The 16,514-nt window shown below is 58.7% G+C and carries 11 protein-coding genes and 6 pseudogenes; 11 read left to right on the plus strand and 6 right to left on the minus strand.

Going from position 1 to position 16,514, the window contains the following annotated elements; genetic code table 11:
- Window positions 1-51: 51 nt before the first annotated feature.
- Window positions 52-1,029 (minus strand): IS5 family transposase, encoded by a 978-nt coding sequence (locus OKW44_RS36215; protein ID WP_280785179.1) that lies wholly within the window; start codon window positions 1,027-1,029, stop codon window positions 52-54.
- A 202-nt stretch (window positions 1,030-1,231) separates the two neighbouring features.
- On the opposite strand from OKW44_RS36215, the gene OKW44_RS36220 reads away from it, so the two are divergent.
- Entirely contained in the window at window positions 1,232-2,251 is a 1,020-nt protein-coding gene (locus tag OKW44_RS36220) for an IS110 family RNA-guided transposase (RefSeq protein ID WP_018417442.1), read from the plus strand.
- 673 nt (window positions 2,252-2,924) lie between these two features.
- Here the strand turns inward: OKW44_RS36220 and OKW44_RS36225 are convergent.
- Together OKW44_RS36225 and OKW44_RS36230 are read right to left on the minus strand one after the other, a co-directional pair.
- Window positions 2,925-4,416 (minus strand): annotated as a pseudogene (locus OKW44_RS36225) (SulP family inorganic anion transporter).
- Between the two features lie 47 nt (window positions 4,417-4,463).
- A pseudogene (locus OKW44_RS36230) lies at window positions 4,464-5,061 on the minus strand (carbonic anhydrase).
- A gap of 729 nt (window positions 5,062-5,790) precedes the next feature.
- Between OKW44_RS36230 and OKW44_RS36235 the strand changes: the two are divergent.
- The 4 genes and pseudogenes from OKW44_RS36235 to OKW44_RS36250 all read left to right on the plus strand — a co-directional run bounded on the left by OKW44_RS36235 (window position 5,791) and on the right by OKW44_RS36250 (window position 8,073).
- Window positions 5,791-6,489, plus strand: coding sequence for a response regulator (locus tag OKW44_RS36235; protein ID WP_018417447.1), 699 nt, complete (start codon window positions 5,791-5,793; stop codon window positions 6,487-6,489).
- Between the two features lie 214 nt (window positions 6,490-6,703).
- Window positions 6,704-6,923 (plus strand): annotated as a pseudogene (locus OKW44_RS36240) (IS3 family transposase); the annotation flags it as partial.
- A 462-nt stretch (window positions 6,924-7,385) separates the two neighbouring features.
- On the plus strand, window positions 7,386-7,787 hold the full coding sequence (locus OKW44_RS36245) for a response regulator (RefSeq protein ID WP_084753949.1): 402 nt from the start codon (window positions 7,386-7,388) through the stop codon (window positions 7,785-7,787).
- Window positions 7,788-7,881: 94 nt separating this feature from the next.
- Window positions 7,882-8,073 carry a hypothetical protein gene (locus OKW44_RS36250; protein WP_162633869.1) on the plus strand — a complete coding sequence of 64 codons (192 nt, stop codon included), beginning with the start codon at window positions 7,882-7,884 and terminating at the stop codon, window positions 8,071-8,073.
- Between the two features lie 500 nt (window positions 8,074-8,573).
- On the opposite strand, the pseudogene OKW44_RS36255 reads toward OKW44_RS36250, so the two are convergent.
- Window positions 8,574-9,588: pseudogene (locus OKW44_RS36255) on the minus strand (IS110 family RNA-guided transposase).
- Window positions 9,589-10,167: 579 nt separating this feature from the next.
- Between OKW44_RS36255 and OKW44_RS36260 the strand changes: the two are divergent.
- From OKW44_RS36260 to OKW44_RS36275, 4 genes are read left to right on the plus strand one after another with little or no spacing between them, the layout of a single operon-like run.
- Window positions 10,168-11,415 carry a hypothetical protein gene (locus OKW44_RS36260; RefSeq protein ID WP_162633870.1) on the plus strand — a complete coding sequence of 416 codons (1,248 nt, stop codon included), beginning with the start codon at window positions 10,168-10,170 and terminating at the stop codon, window positions 11,413-11,415.
- 39 nt (window positions 11,416-11,454) lie between these two features.
- Complete coding sequence (locus OKW44_RS36265; RefSeq protein WP_018417449.1) at window positions 11,455-12,717, plus strand: sensor histidine kinase; 1,263 nt, start codon at window positions 11,455-11,457, stop codon at window positions 12,715-12,717.
- 33 nt (window positions 12,718-12,750) lie between these two features.
- A complete protein-coding gene (locus OKW44_RS36270) occupies window positions 12,751-13,215 on the plus strand; it encodes a response regulator (RefSeq protein WP_239499003.1) in 465 nt (154 codons plus the stop codon).
- 2 nt (window positions 13,216-13,217) lie between these two features.
- Window positions 13,218-13,445 (plus strand): Hpt domain-containing protein, encoded by a 228-nt coding sequence (locus tag OKW44_RS36275; RefSeq protein ID WP_429412532.1) that lies wholly within the window; start codon window positions 13,218-13,220, stop codon window positions 13,443-13,445.
- Between the two features lie 15 nt (window positions 13,446-13,460).
- Here the strand turns inward: OKW44_RS36275 and OKW44_RS36280 are convergent, their stop codons facing one another.
- A complete protein-coding gene (locus OKW44_RS36280) occupies window positions 13,461-13,757 on the minus strand; it encodes a hypothetical protein (protein ID WP_162633872.1) in 297 nt (98 codons plus the stop codon).
- Between the two features lie 64 nt (window positions 13,758-13,821).
- On the opposite strand from OKW44_RS36280, the pseudogene OKW44_RS36285 reads away from it, so the two are divergent.
- Window positions 13,822-14,770, plus strand: a pseudogene (locus tag OKW44_RS36285) (IS256 family transposase); the annotation flags it as partial.
- A 27-nt stretch (window positions 14,771-14,797) separates the two neighbouring features.
- On the opposite strand, the gene OKW44_RS36290 reads toward OKW44_RS36285, so the two are convergent.
- Entirely contained in the window at window positions 14,798-16,018 is a 1,221-nt protein-coding gene (locus OKW44_RS36290) for an IS110 family RNA-guided transposase (RefSeq protein WP_239499004.1), read from the minus strand.
- 251 nt (window positions 16,019-16,269) lie between these two features.
- On the opposite strand from OKW44_RS36290, the pseudogene OKW44_RS36295 reads away from it, so the two are divergent.
- Window positions 16,270-16,485: pseudogene (locus OKW44_RS36295) on the plus strand (transposase); the annotation flags it as partial.
- Window positions 16,486-16,514 lie beyond the last annotated feature (29 nt).

Below are 16,514 nucleotides of genomic sequence, written 5' to 3' on the forward strand. Positions count from 1 at the left end.
CGGGCTACTTAAGGCTAAGCTGAACAGGGCACTTTGCCCGCCTTTCGCCCACTATGGGCGTACCGGTGCCATCAGTTTCTTGCGCGACAGGTAGACGTTCGCCAGCGCGAGCGCGACGAACGCCCGGTTGGCGTTCTTTGCCAGCCCGCGATAGCGCACCTTCGTAAATCCCCACAGTCGCTTCACGACCGCGAAGACATGTTCCACCCGGGCGCGGATCTTCGACTTGTTGCGGTTCTTGCCCCGTTGCACTTCGTCGACTTCGCCGCCCGCACGGCGCGTGCGCTGATTGGTAAAGTCGCGCGCCCTGGGCGCCTTGCTGTGGATCAGTTCCTTCTGGCTCGCATAGGCGCTGTCGCCGTAGACGCGCCGCTCCTGCCCGTGCAGCAATTGCGGCAGTGGATGCTTGTCATGCACATTGGCCGGCGTGAGCACCGCGCTGTGCGCCAGGCCACTCCGGCTGTCCACACCGATGTGCAGCTTGGCACCGAAGTACCATTGCTTGCCCTTGCGGGTCTGATGCATCTCGGGGTCGCGCGCCTTCTGCTCATTCTTCGTCGAGCTCGGCGCGCCGATGATCGTCGCGTCCACGATGGTGCCGCTTTTGAGCTTCATGCCGCTGGCCTGCAGCACCCGGCCGACTTCGGCAAACAATTGCTCGCCCAGTTTGTGCGTCTCCAGCAGGCGCCGGAATTTGAGCAGCGTCGTCGCGTCCGGTACGGCTTCACAACCCAGGTCAATTCCGGCAAAGCGACGCAGGCTGGCGCTGTCGTCGAGTGCCTCTTCGCAAGCGAAGTCGGCCAGATTGAACCAGTGCTGCACGAAGTGGATCCGCAGCATGCGCTCCAGACCAATTGGCGGGCGGCCATTGCCGCGCTTCGGATAATGCGGCTCGATCACCGCGCACAACTGCGCCCATGGCACGATCGCATTCATCGTGTCGAGAAACTCGTCGCGCCGCGTGCGTTTGCGGTGCGTCTCGAAACCCGCTCCTTGATCGGCTGCCATCGCCAGCGTCTGCTGCTTCATCCTGTTCTGCCTGCCTCTTTAAACACGACCTATATAACGCATGAAGTACCAACTCGGTGGACTTGATCAGATGGGATGGACGCCTCCCTCCGGCGGCGATCATCTACCGTCCGATGTGACACGGGCGACCGCCGCCTCTTTCTGCCATCATCAGTGAGAGCTTCCGGCGTTTGCCTGCAGCTCGCCACTTGAGGAGGTTCAAATGAAACCCACCGTAATCGGCATGGACATAGCCAAGCACGTATTCCAATTGCATGCCGTTATGGCTCAAACCGGGGAGATTCAGCGCATAAAACTCAAACGCAACCAGGTCATCGAATTCTTCACGAGGCGCGAGCCTTCGCTTGTCGTCATGAAAGCGTGTGGCAGCGCTCACTGCTGGGCCAGACAGCTGATGAGCCTCGGCCACGACGTGAAGCTCATTGCCCCACGCTCAGTGCGTCCCTTCGTTCTGCGTAACAAGACTGACGCCGCCGACGCGCGGGCGATCTGGATAGCTGCTCAGCAGCCCGATGCGCGGTTTGTCGCCGTTAAGACCGAAGCGCAGCAGGCCATTCTCGCGCTGCACCGGCTCCGGGCGCAACTGATGAAGTTTCGCATCATGCAGACCAACGCCCTGCGCGGCCTTCTCTACGAATTCGGCGAAGTGCTGCCCGAGGGATATCGCGCGTTTGCCGACAACATCTCCGCCTGTCTCGCCAGAGTTGCCGACCGTCTTCCGGGTTTGCTCGTCGACAGCCTTCGTGAACAGTGGACCCGTGTACAGGCAATCGACGGCGAGATCGCCGTTCTGGAGCGCCGCCTCGCCCAAGCCTTCAGGAACAACGAGGACTGCCGCAAACTCAGCGACATTCCGGGTGTCGGTCTCCTCACCGCCACAGCCATGGCGGCCGCCATTGGCGATGCACGCAACTTCAAATCAGGACGTGAGTTTGCCGCGTGGCTCGGCCTGGTGCCGCGCCAGATCGGGACCGGTGGCCGAGTGCGTCAACTCGGCCTGAGCAAACGCGGAGATACCTACCTACGCACCCTACTCATGCACGGGGCACGCTCCGTTGTCCTCCGGGGTAAGCATAGCGACTGGGTCGACGCACTGCTCAGCCGCCGACCCTTCAATGTCGCCGTCGCGGCGGTAGCGAACAAGCTAGCCAGAACTATCTGGGCCGTCCTGGCGCACACCGACAGATATCAATCCATTCAAGCGGCCGGACTGACGAACTGATGTCACAACCAGTGAATTAACCTACTTCCTTCATCGAGGTGCGCAAGCGATAGACCCACATTGGCTAACAGGTTGGACCGGGGCAGGGATAACCCGATAAGGCATATGAACCTTTGTGTTCGATGATCAGATGAGGACCCCGCCAGCGCATTCCATAGAGGCCAGCAGGCATCACGACCTGCGCAAACAGGCCGGACATAAGCGTGCGACCTTACCTACCAGCCAACGTGATAAAACCGCTTGCAATCCGGGAGGCGTCCACATAGGCATTGCCTTAAGTGCCCAAACGCGTCGAGACTCCTCACGTTTCGGCGTAGGGCATCGTCGGTTCTGTTGTATCTGCTACGCAGGCAGCGAGGTTGCAACGTGCCGGGCGGGAATAGCTGATCGGATCGTCAAGGTGCCTCCACTATCCCCCTGCTGACCATCATTCCGTACATCTGTTGCTTGCCCCGATCGGGGCTGCGATACCCAACAGCCCACGCCCCGCAACACAACACACTGCCACGGCTGCCATTTCGTATGCCAGCGATTGACGGAGCAGACGGTGAATCCGGTTATGGCGATGGCGGCGTTGCACACAGACTCCCGCCCAACATTCCTACCTGTCGGGCAGATGAGTGGTCCTCGTCGTGGTACAACCTGTCCCTGTGTCTGCTCCACTATTTAATGCTTATCGCGCGGTCTGGTTGCGGAACAGCCAGCGTCCATTGCGTTCTTTCGCGTGATGTGGCTGCTGCCCGATCTCGACCGTGATACCGCGGCCCCGTGCATCGACGACGAACGCGTCGATCAGGTCGCGCACATCGTGATCGATGTAGTCGGCACGGGTCGTGTCGATGATAACGGCCGATTGGTCAGGAATTTTCCGCAGGTAGTGGTCGTCATGCTGCGCAAACATAACGGGACCACGCAAATTCGCACACGCGACCATGAAGACAACGACCGCGAGTCCGAGCGCAATGCCGAACAGAAGATCCATGGCGAGCACGCCGATTATCGTCGCGATGAACGGTGCGAATGCACCTGGTCCCTGTTTCGCAACGGATAGGAACAAACTCGGTTTGGCGAGCTTGATGCCGGTATGGATGAGGATCGCGGCAAGACTTGCCAGGGGGATCTGGTTAATCAGGCCGGCGAGTGCAAACACGCTGACTAGCAGCAGTACACCGTGCACGATGGCGGACACGCGGCTCTGTGCACCTGCATTGACGTTCGCCGAGCTGCGCACGATTACCGACGTGATCGGCAGGCCACCTATTGCTCCTGCAATCAGATTGCCCACGCCTTACGCTTTCAGCTCCCGGTCCGGCAGAGTCGGGCGGCGCTTCGGATCGATCTGTTCGACGGCTTCCAGGCTCAGCAGCGTCTCAAGACTTCCAACGACCGCCAGCGTCAACGCGACGCGCCAGATGTCGGGTTCAGTAGTTGCGCGAAATTCGGCCCGAGATCAGCGCTCTTGATTGCGGCGCTGAGAGCAGCAATCGAGGCGAGCTCGGGCAGGGCGACACGGTGTTCGGCGGGCGGGGCGAGGCTTGGGGACAGCATGTCAAGCAACAGCGTCGCGGCAATGCCGAGCAGCACAACGGCGAGCCGCGCAGGGACTAAGCGCACAAGCCTGAAGCGGCCCAGCGCTCGGGTTTCCCAACTGGCTAGCAGGACGAGTGACACCGTCGCGACAGCGAAGGCGGTTAGTGCGCTGAGGCTGAATGGCATGTTGCCGACGGGCGTATCAAGGTCAGCTGCCATGCCTAACGCGAACGGCGCCTGCTTGACGATCAGCAATATGCCAATGGCGGCAAGCATACCCTTGATACGGGCGAAGTCTCATATGCGGCCACTCGGCCTGCCTTCACCATTCCGAAGCCAAATTGAATGACGCCGGACAGTAGCACGGCGAGCAGAAAGGCCGAGAAGCTGCCGAGGCGCGCAATGCCTTCGACGACGATGACGACGAGGCCCGCCGCCGGTCCACTGACGGAGAGTGGCGAGCCGCTCAGAAGCGCGACGACGAGGCCGCCGATGATGCCGGACACAAGGCCTGCGAAGGGCTCAACACCAGATGCATTGGCAATACCCAGACACAGCGGCAGCGCGACAAGAAAGACAACGACACCCGCAATCAGGTCGCGTGGGAGCGTTGAGAGTGATGCTGCTAGATTCATGATGGACGGAAAGAGGAGTGTGATTTGGAGCGATTCATTGTGGTGGATCAGCCTGCGTTCTTATGTGGTGTGTCCTGGTGGGTGCTACCTGCGGAATAGCCAAAGTCGAGTTCCTCGATGCGGCCGTCGGTGGGGGAAAAGAATCAGCCGTGCACTAGCGGGGCGGGGACGCTGTCACGGATGATCGCCGTGTCACGCGGCAACCTCCCCTGTTCGAGCACGTTGAACTCGGAGAGCCGGTCGGGCCGCCCGGTCGCTCGGTTCGCAGTCGAGCTCTGCGCAGTGCCGGTGGGACGTGCGGTATTCCGGAAGAGGGCGGAAGGAGAGATGCGCGTACACCGCCGCAGCCGCAGTGACCGCAAACGATCACGTGCTCGACCTTCAGCGCGCGCACGGCACTCGAGCACGCTCGCGTAACTATTGTCGTTCGGATGAAAAAGGTTGGTGACGTTGCGATGGTCAAACAGCTCGCCCGGCGCACGGTGGGTGATGGCTTCAGCAGGCACCCGACTGGCGGAGCAGCCTATCCAGAGCACACGGGGATTTTGGCCGAGCGACAGGGTGTTGAAGAAATCTGGCGCGCGTTCAGCGGTTTCTCGTGCCCATACGATATTTGGCGAGAAGCATGCTCTTGGGACGATGCATTGCCACTAGCTCCCTGATCAGGTAAAGCCTGGTCGCAAGGTGGACCCTTTGAACACAGGCTATGTAAAATGAAACGAGTTCATCGCGCGTATCGATCAGGGCATGATCCAATCGATAGTCATGCAGGTGAAAGCAAGATGAGGATTGGTCTGACAAGAACGTCTCACATCAAGTTCAATGAGCGAGAGAAAGATCTGGCATTTTTTTCCGCCTGCAATATTTTTCAGAATCACAGTGCGGGCGTTTGACCCAACTTGTACGGTAACCACGATGTTTTAGAAGACCTGGAATCTTCGAGCGATGTGGAATTGAGGAATTGCCAAATTGCCAGAATGACGTGAATGAGAAAGTGAGTGACGTTAGTTATACTAATCTAGTAGAAAAAGCGATCAAGAATCGGGTTTCCGGATGCAGCTTCTTGCGCCTCGAAGACATCCTTGGGTCTTAACCGACCAGCGTCGCACCGTTTCGTATGTGAATTCCATACCGTCCCAGCAATATCTGACTGACGCTCTCGCCGCCCGAAGCTCGTTGAAAACGAACCACTCTGTCGTCGGATCATACGGGTGGCAATGCGCTATCTCAAGAAATATCCCGTTGGTTTTTCGGATCAGTCAGACAATTTTGTTGGTTGAATGAGGCTAGTAAGATACCCGCCCTCGATGGCCGCCGTTACATTAAGCATTCAAAAATTCGATTCATAAATGCAGTTGACCGATCGAGCGAGCAATGAAAATCAAGCTGATACTTGCAGACGACCACCCGGCATTAATCACTGGCGTCAAATACGAATTATCCAGAGTCCATACTCTCAGCGTCCTTGGGACGGCGCAGGATTCGACGGAAATCGTCAATTTGCTGTCAAATGTCGAATGTGACATTCTCATCACAGACTACTCGATGCCTGGGGGAGAATACGGTGACGGGATGGCCATGCTTTCGTTCTTAAAGCGCCGATATCCCGACCTTAAGATAATCGTCTTCACCACGATCGACAATTTCGCCATTGCTTCCAAGATGCGGAAAATTGGTATCCAATCCGTACTGAACAAATCGAAAGATGTTGACTATCTGATTACCGCTATACATGCAGTTCACGCGGGTGCAACCTACTTTTCGCCGACTTCACGCGAGCAACCCGAAAGAGTCAGCCCAACGCAAGCCAAACCCCCGCGCAATCTTTCGGGGCGGGAAGCCGAGGTTGTACGTCTGTACGTGTCCGGCGTCACGATTAACGAAATAGCCGCTCAGTTGAATCGGACGAAGCAGACAGTGAGCGCACAGAAAAGGGCGGCGATGCGCAAGCTGGGCATAGAACGTGACGCTGATTTATTCAGGTTTGCATATGAAAGCGGATTTTCGGCCTCCGCGATTCATGCAGAGGATATCGACGCGAATGTCAGGTTATACCCAAATACGGGTATATAATCGTCAGCCAATGCCTGGTACTATTTAGTGGAAAGAATTCGAGCGATTTTGTTGAAAGGAGGAGTCGACGAATCTGACGAATATATATGAACTGGAGCGCAGACGTTAGGATGCCATATCGCCATGTCAGGTTTGAGGATTGATGTCGGGCCTGGTACTGCCATTGACACGCAAGAGCGTCGAGCCTTATCCAGTTCACGCGAGCGCGAAGCATCGTTGGCATGATGGACTCGTCGCCGTTGATTGGAGCAATGCCCGCTGATCCTCAGAAGGCTTCGAGTTCCGTTGTGACGATGGCTCGCCGTTACGTGGGACCTTCGCGCTGGACTGCCATGGCCGGTAGGTGACATCCATTGGGCAGCGACTACTGGCGCACATAATGACGACGCGTCGTGCGTGATGTGATGCTCGCTGCGGTCGAGCGACGCTTCGGAGCGACCCAGGCGGGTGCGGCCGTCGAACAACGGCCCTGCCTACATCGACCGTGGCATGCGCAGCTTCAGTCGCGGGTTCCGGCGAACTGCTGCGCCATCAACCTAACGGTGTCCACGTCCTGAGTTACAGGAGCAACTCTAGCCTCTTTCTATGCGCCGCCACGACACCAAAAACAAATTTATGACGAGTCCGACTGGTGTAAAAGAAAAATAACACCAGTCGCATTTCCGTCGATACTCAGAAAAATAGAATGTATGAAAGGCGGTGGTTGATGCTATTTGCATAGAAAGTGCTTTTATTCCAGCATGGATATTCCGAGTGCGATCTGAATTCATAAAACTCACGGCAATGCAGGGTTTTGGATTGCGCACCTGGAGTCGCGACTCAGGCGAGATGGCGCAAAAAACCGTCTTTCCGATAGATCGCGTGGTAGTAAAGTGCAAGGAATAATCAATATTATTGTGGCCGATGCCCACCCTGTCGTATTATCGGGTGTCAGAATGGTACTGAGCGGACATACTGATTTAAGAATGGTAGCGACTGCGTGCGACTCGACTGAGGTTGTTGAACGTCTTGCTCGCGTGCCCTGCGACGTACTCGTCACTGACGACGCGATGCCCGGAGGCGAATACGGCGACGGAGTTCCCTATCTGGCGTTCTTGAGAAAGTGTTTTTCGGATTTGAAGATCATCGTATTCAGTATGAATGGCGACCCTGATCTTCGACGGTCGCTCGCGCGGATTGGAGTGCATTCCCTTATTCCAAAGAGTGCTGACGTCGGCGAGCTTGTATCGGCAATACGCAGTGCGGTCTCGGGCAACCTTGCAACTTCAGTTAGCAACGTTTGGCTGCTATTTTTTTGAGTTCTGGTTGATTTTTTTCAGGGCGATATAAGTCTTTCCCTTCTTCGGCAGTTTTACAACTTGCGATGTAGTTTGAAGATCAAAGGAAATCGAAATGTCGAATAACAAAGGAGCCGCAACTGTTCAGGCGCTACTCGCTTTCGTCAATCTCAAAAAGAATGAAGAGCGCGAATTTATAGTAACAATGAACCTCCTGCTTCGAGCCTCTCCAAAAGGACGGCGGGAAATCATTGCCCAACTTCAGGGCAAAACTTTGGTGAACTCTGATGTTCCCGGAAGGCTATAGGCATTGTCGTCGCTGGCCCGGCGCGGCGAATACAACGGTTTGATAGCCGTTATTGACGGCAAACACCGGCGGATTCAACCGGTCGATGCAACACAATGAACGTCGCATGAGCGGCGGGGGTGTTGCAAATGAAACAGAGGCGCCGGATCTATTACAGCGAAAGCCAGAACGCTACAAGGTCTCCCCGTTGAGCACAAGCTCAATCGAAGTTCGCGTGATGCATGCTGCAATGCCGTGCGGGTATATGTGGGAAGGTGAAGGACTGCGGTTCTACAACCGGTCATGTTGGGCCAATGGCCCGGACCCATGATGAAAGACGCGCGCAGAGGCCTCATTCTCTAGCCGGGAATGGATATCCCCGCCGTGTTAGTCAGGTACGCCCCACGCGGGGTCCAACCCGCTTCACATCACCGCTGGCAGTGCAAAGTAATCGTTTCTATGTGCTCATGACGTCTGCGCTCGTGTCTCGTTGCCGGTTGATCGACAGGCTCGGATCAAAGTCAGTCTGCCACTGGTTCGAGCTTGAAGTCATCGCCATATTTCAGCGAGGCCCACGCCAATCTTGCGTTCTTTGCGGCGATCGCGATGGCGGCCCGCCAGTAGCCCCGGCGCTCGACCAGAGTTCGGACCCACCGGCTGAAGCGATCCTGTTTCTCGCCGAGACTGGCAATAACGGCGCGGGCGCCATTGACCAGCAGGCCGCGCAGATAGGCGTCGCCTGCCTTCGTAATGCTGCCCAGCCGTGCCTTACCGCCACTGCTGTGTTGACCCGGCGTAAGTCCGATCCAGGCTGCCACCTGCCGGCCGTTTCTGAAGTCGTGCCCAGCACCGATACTGGCGAGCAACGCACTGGCCGTGGTTGGGCCGATGCCGCGCAACTGCATCAGCCTCTTGCTACGCGCATCGTCACGCGCGATTTCAGCGATCGCGCGATCGTATTCAACCAGGCGATCCTCAATATTGTTAGCATGCTGGAGCAGATCGCTGATACTGTGCTTCGCCCAGCCAGGCAATGTGTCCAGATGTTCTGTGATGTGCCTGCGCAACTTCTCCGGGCTCTGTGGCAGCACCACGCCGAATTCCGAGAGCAGGCCTCGCAACCGGTTATATGTCGCGATCCGTTCTTCCACGAAACCTTGTCGCGTCCGATGCAGGCAAAGCGTTGCCTGCTGATGTTCGGCACGAAACGCATGCTCGGCGCGTCACTGCTTCGCAGATCGCAGCAGCATCCGCCGCGTCGTTCTTGCCGCGCTTGCCGGACATGCGATAAGGCGCCACAAGGTAGGGCGCCATGAGTTTGACCGTATGGCCGTGTTGCTGGAACACGCGAGCCCAGTGATGTGCGCCGGAGCACGCTTCCATGCCGATGAGGCACGCCGGCAACTGCGCAATCAATGTCACCAGTTGATCGCGCGCCACACGCGGCTTGATCAGCTTCGCTTGACCTGCCTCATCTACACCATGAATGGCGAGTACATTCTTGGCAAGATCGATTCCGATAGTGACAATAGGCATGGACTTCCCCTCTCGCTGGTGTTGATGAACGTTGGAAACTTCATCATGGCACGTCGATGCCGACTCGCGGCTTCCGCCGCAGCCTCGGGACGGGGAAGTCCCTTTCATTCTCTAGTGGGAGGACTACAGCCAGTTATTGCTTAATGCCGAAAAAGCACCGCGGGATGATCGTCAGCGAGCACGATGTGGGATCTTCATTGCGCTCAATACAGTCTGCACAGAGATGAGTGAGGCAGGGGTGAAGAACCACTGTTGGCAAAAAATGTTCGCGAGTACTGACTCGTCCGAACCTACTCGCGAAGCCTTGACTCACACTCAGTGCACACGCCGGCACGTTGACGGGTCGGATTATTATTTGCTTTCGCATCGCATGGGTCTGATTTGTGGGGGGCGGCTGATCGGATCCGCTCTCGCGCCGCGATAATCGTTTTGGTCCGGTGCGCTACGTCAGTGTGATTGTCAAAGGTGCATCGATAGTCTCCGGAACGGACCGGTGCCGCCATGTCCTCCGCTCCACAGAATGATGCCTTGAACCAGTTGTAGCGCTACAAGAAGCTGCTGGTGTTCGGTGGTGGATTGGTGACCACGATCATGATGCTTTTCGCTTTCACGCTCGCGGCGTTGTCGGCGGTACGCGGGCAGGTTGCAGCCGAGCGGCAGAACTTCCTCGTCGATCGCAACCTCGTCATGAGCGAAGTCAACTCGAGCGAAGCATTGTTCCGCTCCGCGCTAGTCAGCGCGGAGCTGGCGTGGCAGGACGCGGATCAGGTCGATCTTGAGCTAATCACGCGATTTCGCAGTCAGGGGTACGCATTCGTGCCATTGCCCACGTCCACGGCACAACCGCCGTTGTTGTTCGACATGCCAGGTAAATCCCTGACCCACGATGAGCGCCGTCGCTATCTTGGTCTCACTGCACAACTCGGTCGTGTCAGCGCAGTAAATTCATTGGTGCGGGGCCAGCAGGCGAGCCGCTATTTCTATGGTGCGCAGCACAATACTGCCGGAATTCTGTCTGCGCCCCTTGCCCCACCAGGCAGCGATGGCCGGGACTCTGCCGGCCGTGCGCATTTGATTGCGGATCTGGGGGATGGGCTGGATGGTCTGGCCGGCATCCATGCGGGCGAGCAACCCGATAATCGTCGGTCCGTATCCTGGATGCTGCCTGCTATCAGTCCCTTGACGGGAAAAATGGCGATTCGCATCGCCGCGCCGGTGTTCTCAGACGGATCACCGTTTGCGATCCTCGTGACGGAATACGCCCCGGAGATCTTGACAGCACCTCTGACCGTTGGCGGGTTCGATGGCACGTATATGGTTGTGTCAGAGAAAGGAGAAATAGTAGCGAGCACAGCCTGGAATGAGCAGGCCCCTGCATTGATTGATCGCATTCGGGCGTTAGGTGTCGCGGGAGCGACCAGCAGCATGCAACGCGAAACCTGGCGGGACGGTGTATTCACGATTGCGGATCGTCTTGGCGATAGGGGCTGGGTGCTTGTCTATGTATTTACGTGGCCCGACGTTGACGTTGTTGCGGGCATCGGCAAACAGATCGGTATCGGTGCTGTGCTTACGCTTGCGACGCTTGCCGTCGTATGGGTGTTTCTGATCTATCTCAAGCAACTCGTTTTCCGGCCGGCAATTGAGCGATCGCGACGGGTGTTCGAGAGTGAGCACCTGAGCCGCACGCTGGTCGAAACGGCGCCAGTGGGGCTGGGGCTGATCGCAGTGGAGAGCGGAAAGGCGCTATTGCGCAGTCCGACGATGATTGACGCTGCGGCGCGGGTAGTCGTGCCGACCGAGACGCTGTCGGCGGAATTGGTTTGACGTCACCGGGAGCGCGGCGGGGCAACGGGGGCGAACGGCATGCTGCACGAGGAACTGACGCTCCCTACGCGCGAGGGCGGGGCGATGGACCTCTCGGTGAGCGTCGTGCCGGCGCGCTACCAGGGACAGGACGTGCTTGTGACGGCGTTCACGGACATCACGGCGGGAAAGCGTCTGGAGCGGCAGCTACGTGACGCGAAGCAGGCGGCCGACTCCGCCAACGCGGGGAAATCGGCGTTCCTTGCGGCGATGAGCCATGAGATCCGCACGCCGCTGAATGCAATCATGGGAAATCTGGAACTGCTGTCGCGCTCGCAACTGGATGCGTTGCAGCGCGACCGTCTGACGACGATCCGGACCTCGGCGGACGGACTGCTTGAGGTCGTCAGTGATGTGCTGGACTTCTCGAGGAGCGAGGCCGGCGAGATGAGACTGGAGCGGATCGCATTCGACGCGCAGGAGGTGGCGTCTCGGGCGCTGTTGATGTTCGGACCGCTGGTGCGCGCAAAGGGCGTGAGGCTGTCGGGCGTGTTCGGAACGTCGCCGGTGCTGCCGATGCAGGGTGATCCGACTCGGCTTGGCCAGGTGATGAACAACCTGCTGGCGAATGCCATCAAGTTTACGGCGTATGGGGAGGTGACGCTGCGGTTGTCGGTGGAGGCGGGCGTGGACGATCAGGACGCGATGTTGACGATCGAGGTGGAAGACAGCGGGATCGGGATGTCGTCGGAACAGCAGGCGCTTCTGTTCCAGGCGTTCAGCCAGACGGATGCAACGATCAACCGTCGCTTTGGCGGCACGGGTCTCGGCCTCGCGTTGTGCGCGCGGCTGATCGATGCGATGGGCGGTACGATCGCCGTGCGCAGCGAGCCAGGTCAGGGCAGCTGCTTTACGGCGCGGGTGCCGCTGGGCGAGAGCGAAGGCGAGTCGGACATGCCGCGTTTCGCGGGAGAGCGGATACTGTTCGTAGCTGCGGCGGACGCCTGGCACACGTATGCAGTGGCAGCGCTGGAGGCGTGGGGACTGCAGGTGCAGGCATACCGGCATCCGGCACAACTTCACCCGGCGATGTTGAACGAGGCGGACGCGCTGATCCTCTGCGGCGAGCGTGACACCTGGCACGCGGATGATGAAAGCGGTTTGTTAGCGGAGTCGTCGTGGGTGATCGACAGTAGTACGGAAGGTCCGGCATATCCGGTAGCGGTAGAGCAGGTAGTCAGGGTCTCGAGCTACAGCCTGAAGGGGCTTGTGGCGGCGTTGCGGTACACCTTGCAAGGCGAGGCGCTCGATGTGTGCGATTAGACGCAGCAGGTGCTGTCGTCGCGCCGGTTGAAAGTGCTGATCGCGGAGGACAACGCGGTGAACCGTCAACTGTTCGAGGAGCAGTTGAGGATGCTGGGCTGCGAGACGCGGGCGGCAGAAGATGGGCAGCACGCACTGAACTGGCTATCGCGGGAACGCTTTGATGTGCTGCTGACGGATCTGTCGATGCCGGAACTGGACGGCTACGCGCTGGCACGCGAAGCACAGGTGCACTGGCCGGAGATGCCGATTGTGGCGGCCACGGCGAGCGTACCGCTGGAGGTGCGAACGTGGTGCGAGGCAACCGGCATGTCACGCGTAGTGACCAAGCCGCTACAACTGGATGAGTTGTCGGCGGTTCTGTCGGAAGTGACTGGCGTGCCACGCGTGGTGATAGCAGCGGATGGAAGCGAGCCCAGGCGCGACGGCATGCTGGGGGGCGAGCCGTCCCGGAACAGACGCGTGAAACGTTCCGGAAGTCGTGTGAGGCATTGCTGAGGGTGATCCGTGCGGCACCCAATGACGGGGATGCAACCCGGTTGCTGGCTGAGTTACATTCGCTGCGAGGCGCGTTAGCGGTGTTTGGGCATGACGCCCTGGCAGATCAATGCGCCCGGCTGGAAATAACGATATCGAAGGATGGTGTTCAGGTGGCGCAGAAAATGATTGAGATTCTTGACGCCCGTTTGCGCACCGATGTTCTGAACCGACACGAAAACACTGCGTGAATTCTTGCGGAGGTATCAGAAACTGAGTGTCCTCAGGTCGGTTGAGAAATCTGATTCTGCTGAAAGGACGTCCGCAGGATGGGTTATCAACGTGACGATCCAGTACCAGCGCATGCTGAGGCGGTTTGTCAAATAAGCCTCGCATGCGGCGCTCACGTTTACGCGTGGGTTGATGACTGTTCGGGGCCCGGCGTCATGTTCGTCAAGCAGGGAAGGCTCGGTGCGCAGCGTCAAAAACATCGCATCGATATGCCGGGTGCTATCTGTCTCGCGTGGGCCGGAGGGTGTAAAAAGTTGTGTGTAAATGGTCATTTGGCAGGAGACTGCCAGCAACAGGAGCATAGATGACCGTAGCGAAACGCAATAAAAGAGAGAGCTGCTCAAGCAGCTGACCAAGATGCTGGTGGAGGGTGCGTTAGAGACGGAGATGTCCGAGCACCTGGGCCATGGCAAGAGCGAAGCGGTGACCAACGCCACGGGCAACACCCGTAATGGTCATAGCGACCAAGACGTTGCAGGGGGAGTTTGGCAAGTTGCCGCTCAACATCCCGCGCGACCGTCAGGGGGCGTTCGAGCCGAAGCTGGTGGAGCGCCATCAGACGCGCTGGACGGGCTTCGACGACAAGATCATTTCGCTGTATGCGCGTGGCCTGAGCGTGCGCGAGATCCAGGAGCACGTGGAAGAAATGTATGGCACGGAGGTCTCGCCGACGCTGATCTCGGCGGTCACTGACGCCGTCAGTGATGAGGTGAAAGTCTGGCAGGCCCGTGCGCTCGACGCGCTCTATCCGATAGTCTATCTCGACTGCATCCACGTCAAAGTGCGCGACAGCGGCGCGGTGCGGACCAAGGCGGTCTACCTGGCCATCGGCGTGAACATGGCCGGCCACAAGGAAGTCCTTGGACTGTGGATCGCCCAGACCGAGGGGGCCAAGTTCTGGCTGCAGGTGGTCACAGAGCTCAAGACGCGCGGCGTGCAGGACATCTTTATCGCCTGCGTCGACGGGCTTAAAGGCTCTCCTGAAGCCATTGAAGCGGTCTACCCAAAAGCGGCCGTGCAACTGTGCATCGTGCACATGGTGCGCAACAGCCTGAACTTCGTACCGTGGAAAATGCAGCGGGAAGTCGCCGCCGACCTGAAGACGATTTACACTTCACCGACCGTCGAACTGGCCGAACAGATGCTGGGCGCCTTCGAGGCCAGGTGGGACCGGGATTATCCGTCCATCGGGCAGAGCTGGCGACGCAACTGGGCACGTGTGATTCCGTTCTTCGATTACCCGCCGGAGATCAGGAAGGTGATTTACACCACGGATGAAATTGACAAGCCTCAAGATCGAAATTTTTGAGCTTCATGACGTCTGCCTCGGCGGCCATTGCGTTGAGGCGGCCTTGTTGCCAGGCCGAGCCTGTTTCCAGCGGGAGAACAGCCGGTGATACGCCCGCTCGGCCTGCTCGGCCATCGCCCGTTCTTGGTCACGCACGCTCTTCAGATTGTAGGCTGCTGCACTGCCTTTCGGGCCGCCGCGGCGCGCAGGCATGCCGGCCTGCAGTTCGAGTGAGCGGGTCTTGCGCGCGGTGAGCGCCGGCCGGTCCCACGCGAAGGCCTCATTGCGTGTGAGGACGTACCACACCATAACGGCGATCTTGCGTGCTGTCGCGACAGCGGCAATCTGCTGGCCGCGCCGATCCCAGATGCGCAGGAAGAAGGCGCGTAGCGGTCCGGCTGACTGAGCCGCCGACCATGCGGCTTCAACGAGCATTGCACGCGCATAGGAGCGTCCCCGCTTGCTGATACGGCCGTGCCTGGCGGGTTGCGCACCAGTCTGATAGACGCAGGGGTTGAGTCCGAAATAGCTGACCAACTTCTCCGCGGTGGGGAATCGGGCGATGTCACCAATTGCGGACAGCAGACCAATTGCCACGATGGCATTTACGCCGGTGATCGTCAGCAATTTGCGCAGTCGCTCGTCGTCCAGCACGGACTGCGCGAGGGCCTGCTCAATCTGCTTAAGGTCACCAAGACGGTCCAACTCACGTAGCCGTTGCTCGACGCCCAATCGCTCATCGGTCGGCAGAGGCTGATCGGCCAGACAGGCGCGCCCCTTCCTGCCAAACAGATCCGTAGCGGGGCAGCGCTCAATCAGATGCGCGGCGAGCACTGCATGCACTTCGTTCTTCAGGCGGGTGCGTTGCGGTACGATCTGCGCTCGTCGTGACACCTGCCGTCGCATCGCCTGCGTAGTCTCATCAGGCATCCACGCCTGAGGCAGAAAGCCGCTAGCGTATAGCTGGGCCAGGATTGCCGCGTCGATCTTGTCGGTCTTGACCCGTGCTTCGGCAATCAGCCTGACCTGCAGAGGGTTAGCAACGATGACCTGACCGACATGTGCCCGAAGCACGTTGACGATCGCCGCAGTATTGCCAGTCGCTTCGAGCACAACGTGATCGTCAGGTCTAGGCCGAGCAGCAAATCTCTCGAGTTCATCCCGGCGTAGTCCGGCACGACCGCCGGCACGCAGTACGCCATCTTCCAGATACGCGATCTCGGCGACCGATCGCGACACGTCCAGACCAACAATGCGCATAGCCGTTCTCCCATGGAAACACACACGGAGCCGGTGGGACAGCACGACAACTATGGATTCGCGCTCACAGCGCAACCGGGCGGGTCGCAGGGGCGGCCAACTACTAACACGAGCTCGCGGCTCATCGTGTACGAACGGCCTGCCCACCCGAAGTGCTCCCCCGGTGCCCCTGTCCCGGATGGTCGTACGATACGCCTGAAACTTCACGGCGGGGACGCGCTGGGGCACCGGTTCATATCATGCCGGTTACGAATGCCATAGAATCGATCAACATGAGCCTGCGCAAGGTGATCAAGACCCGCAGTTCGTTCCCGACCGATGAGGCCGTCACCAAGCTGTTTTACCTGGCCCTGAACAACATCAGCAAGGAGTGGACGATGCCGATCCGCGGCTGGAAGGCTGCACTGAACCGCTTCACGATCCAGTTCGAAGAGCGGCTGGTGCCGGGTTAGACCTCAACCCGTTTACACAAAATTCCGGA

Origin of the sequence: Paraburkholderia lebeckiae (genome assembly GCF_050436325.1) — a bacterium.
GTDB classification, from domain to species: Bacteria; Pseudomonadota; Gammaproteobacteria; order Burkholderiales; family Burkholderiaceae; genus Paraburkholderia; species Paraburkholderia tuberum.

Excerpts from the sequence above, each read along its gene's own strand:
- OKW44_RS36215 (WP_280785179.1), bottom strand. The coding sequence starts at position 1,029 with ATGAAGCAGCAGACGCTGGCGATGGCAGCCGATCAAGGAGCGGGTTTC.
- OKW44_RS36220 (WP_018417442.1), top strand. The coding sequence starts at position 1,232 with ATGAAACCCACCGTAATCGGCATGGACATAGCCAAGCACGTATTCCAA.
- OKW44_RS36235 (WP_018417447.1), top strand. The coding sequence starts at position 5,791 with ATGAAAATCAAGCTGATACTTGCAGACGACCACCCGGCATTAATCACT.
- OKW44_RS36250 (WP_162633869.1), top strand. The coding sequence starts at position 7,882 with ATGTCGAATAACAAAGGAGCCGCAACTGTTCAGGCGCTACTCGCTTTC.
- OKW44_RS36265 (WP_018417449.1), top strand. The coding sequence starts at position 11,455 with ATGCTGCACGAGGAACTGACGCTCCCTACGCGCGAGGGCGGGGCGATG.
- OKW44_RS36280 (WP_162633872.1), bottom strand. The coding sequence starts at position 13,757 with ATGACCATTTACACACAACTTTTTACACCCTCCGGCCCACGCGAGACA.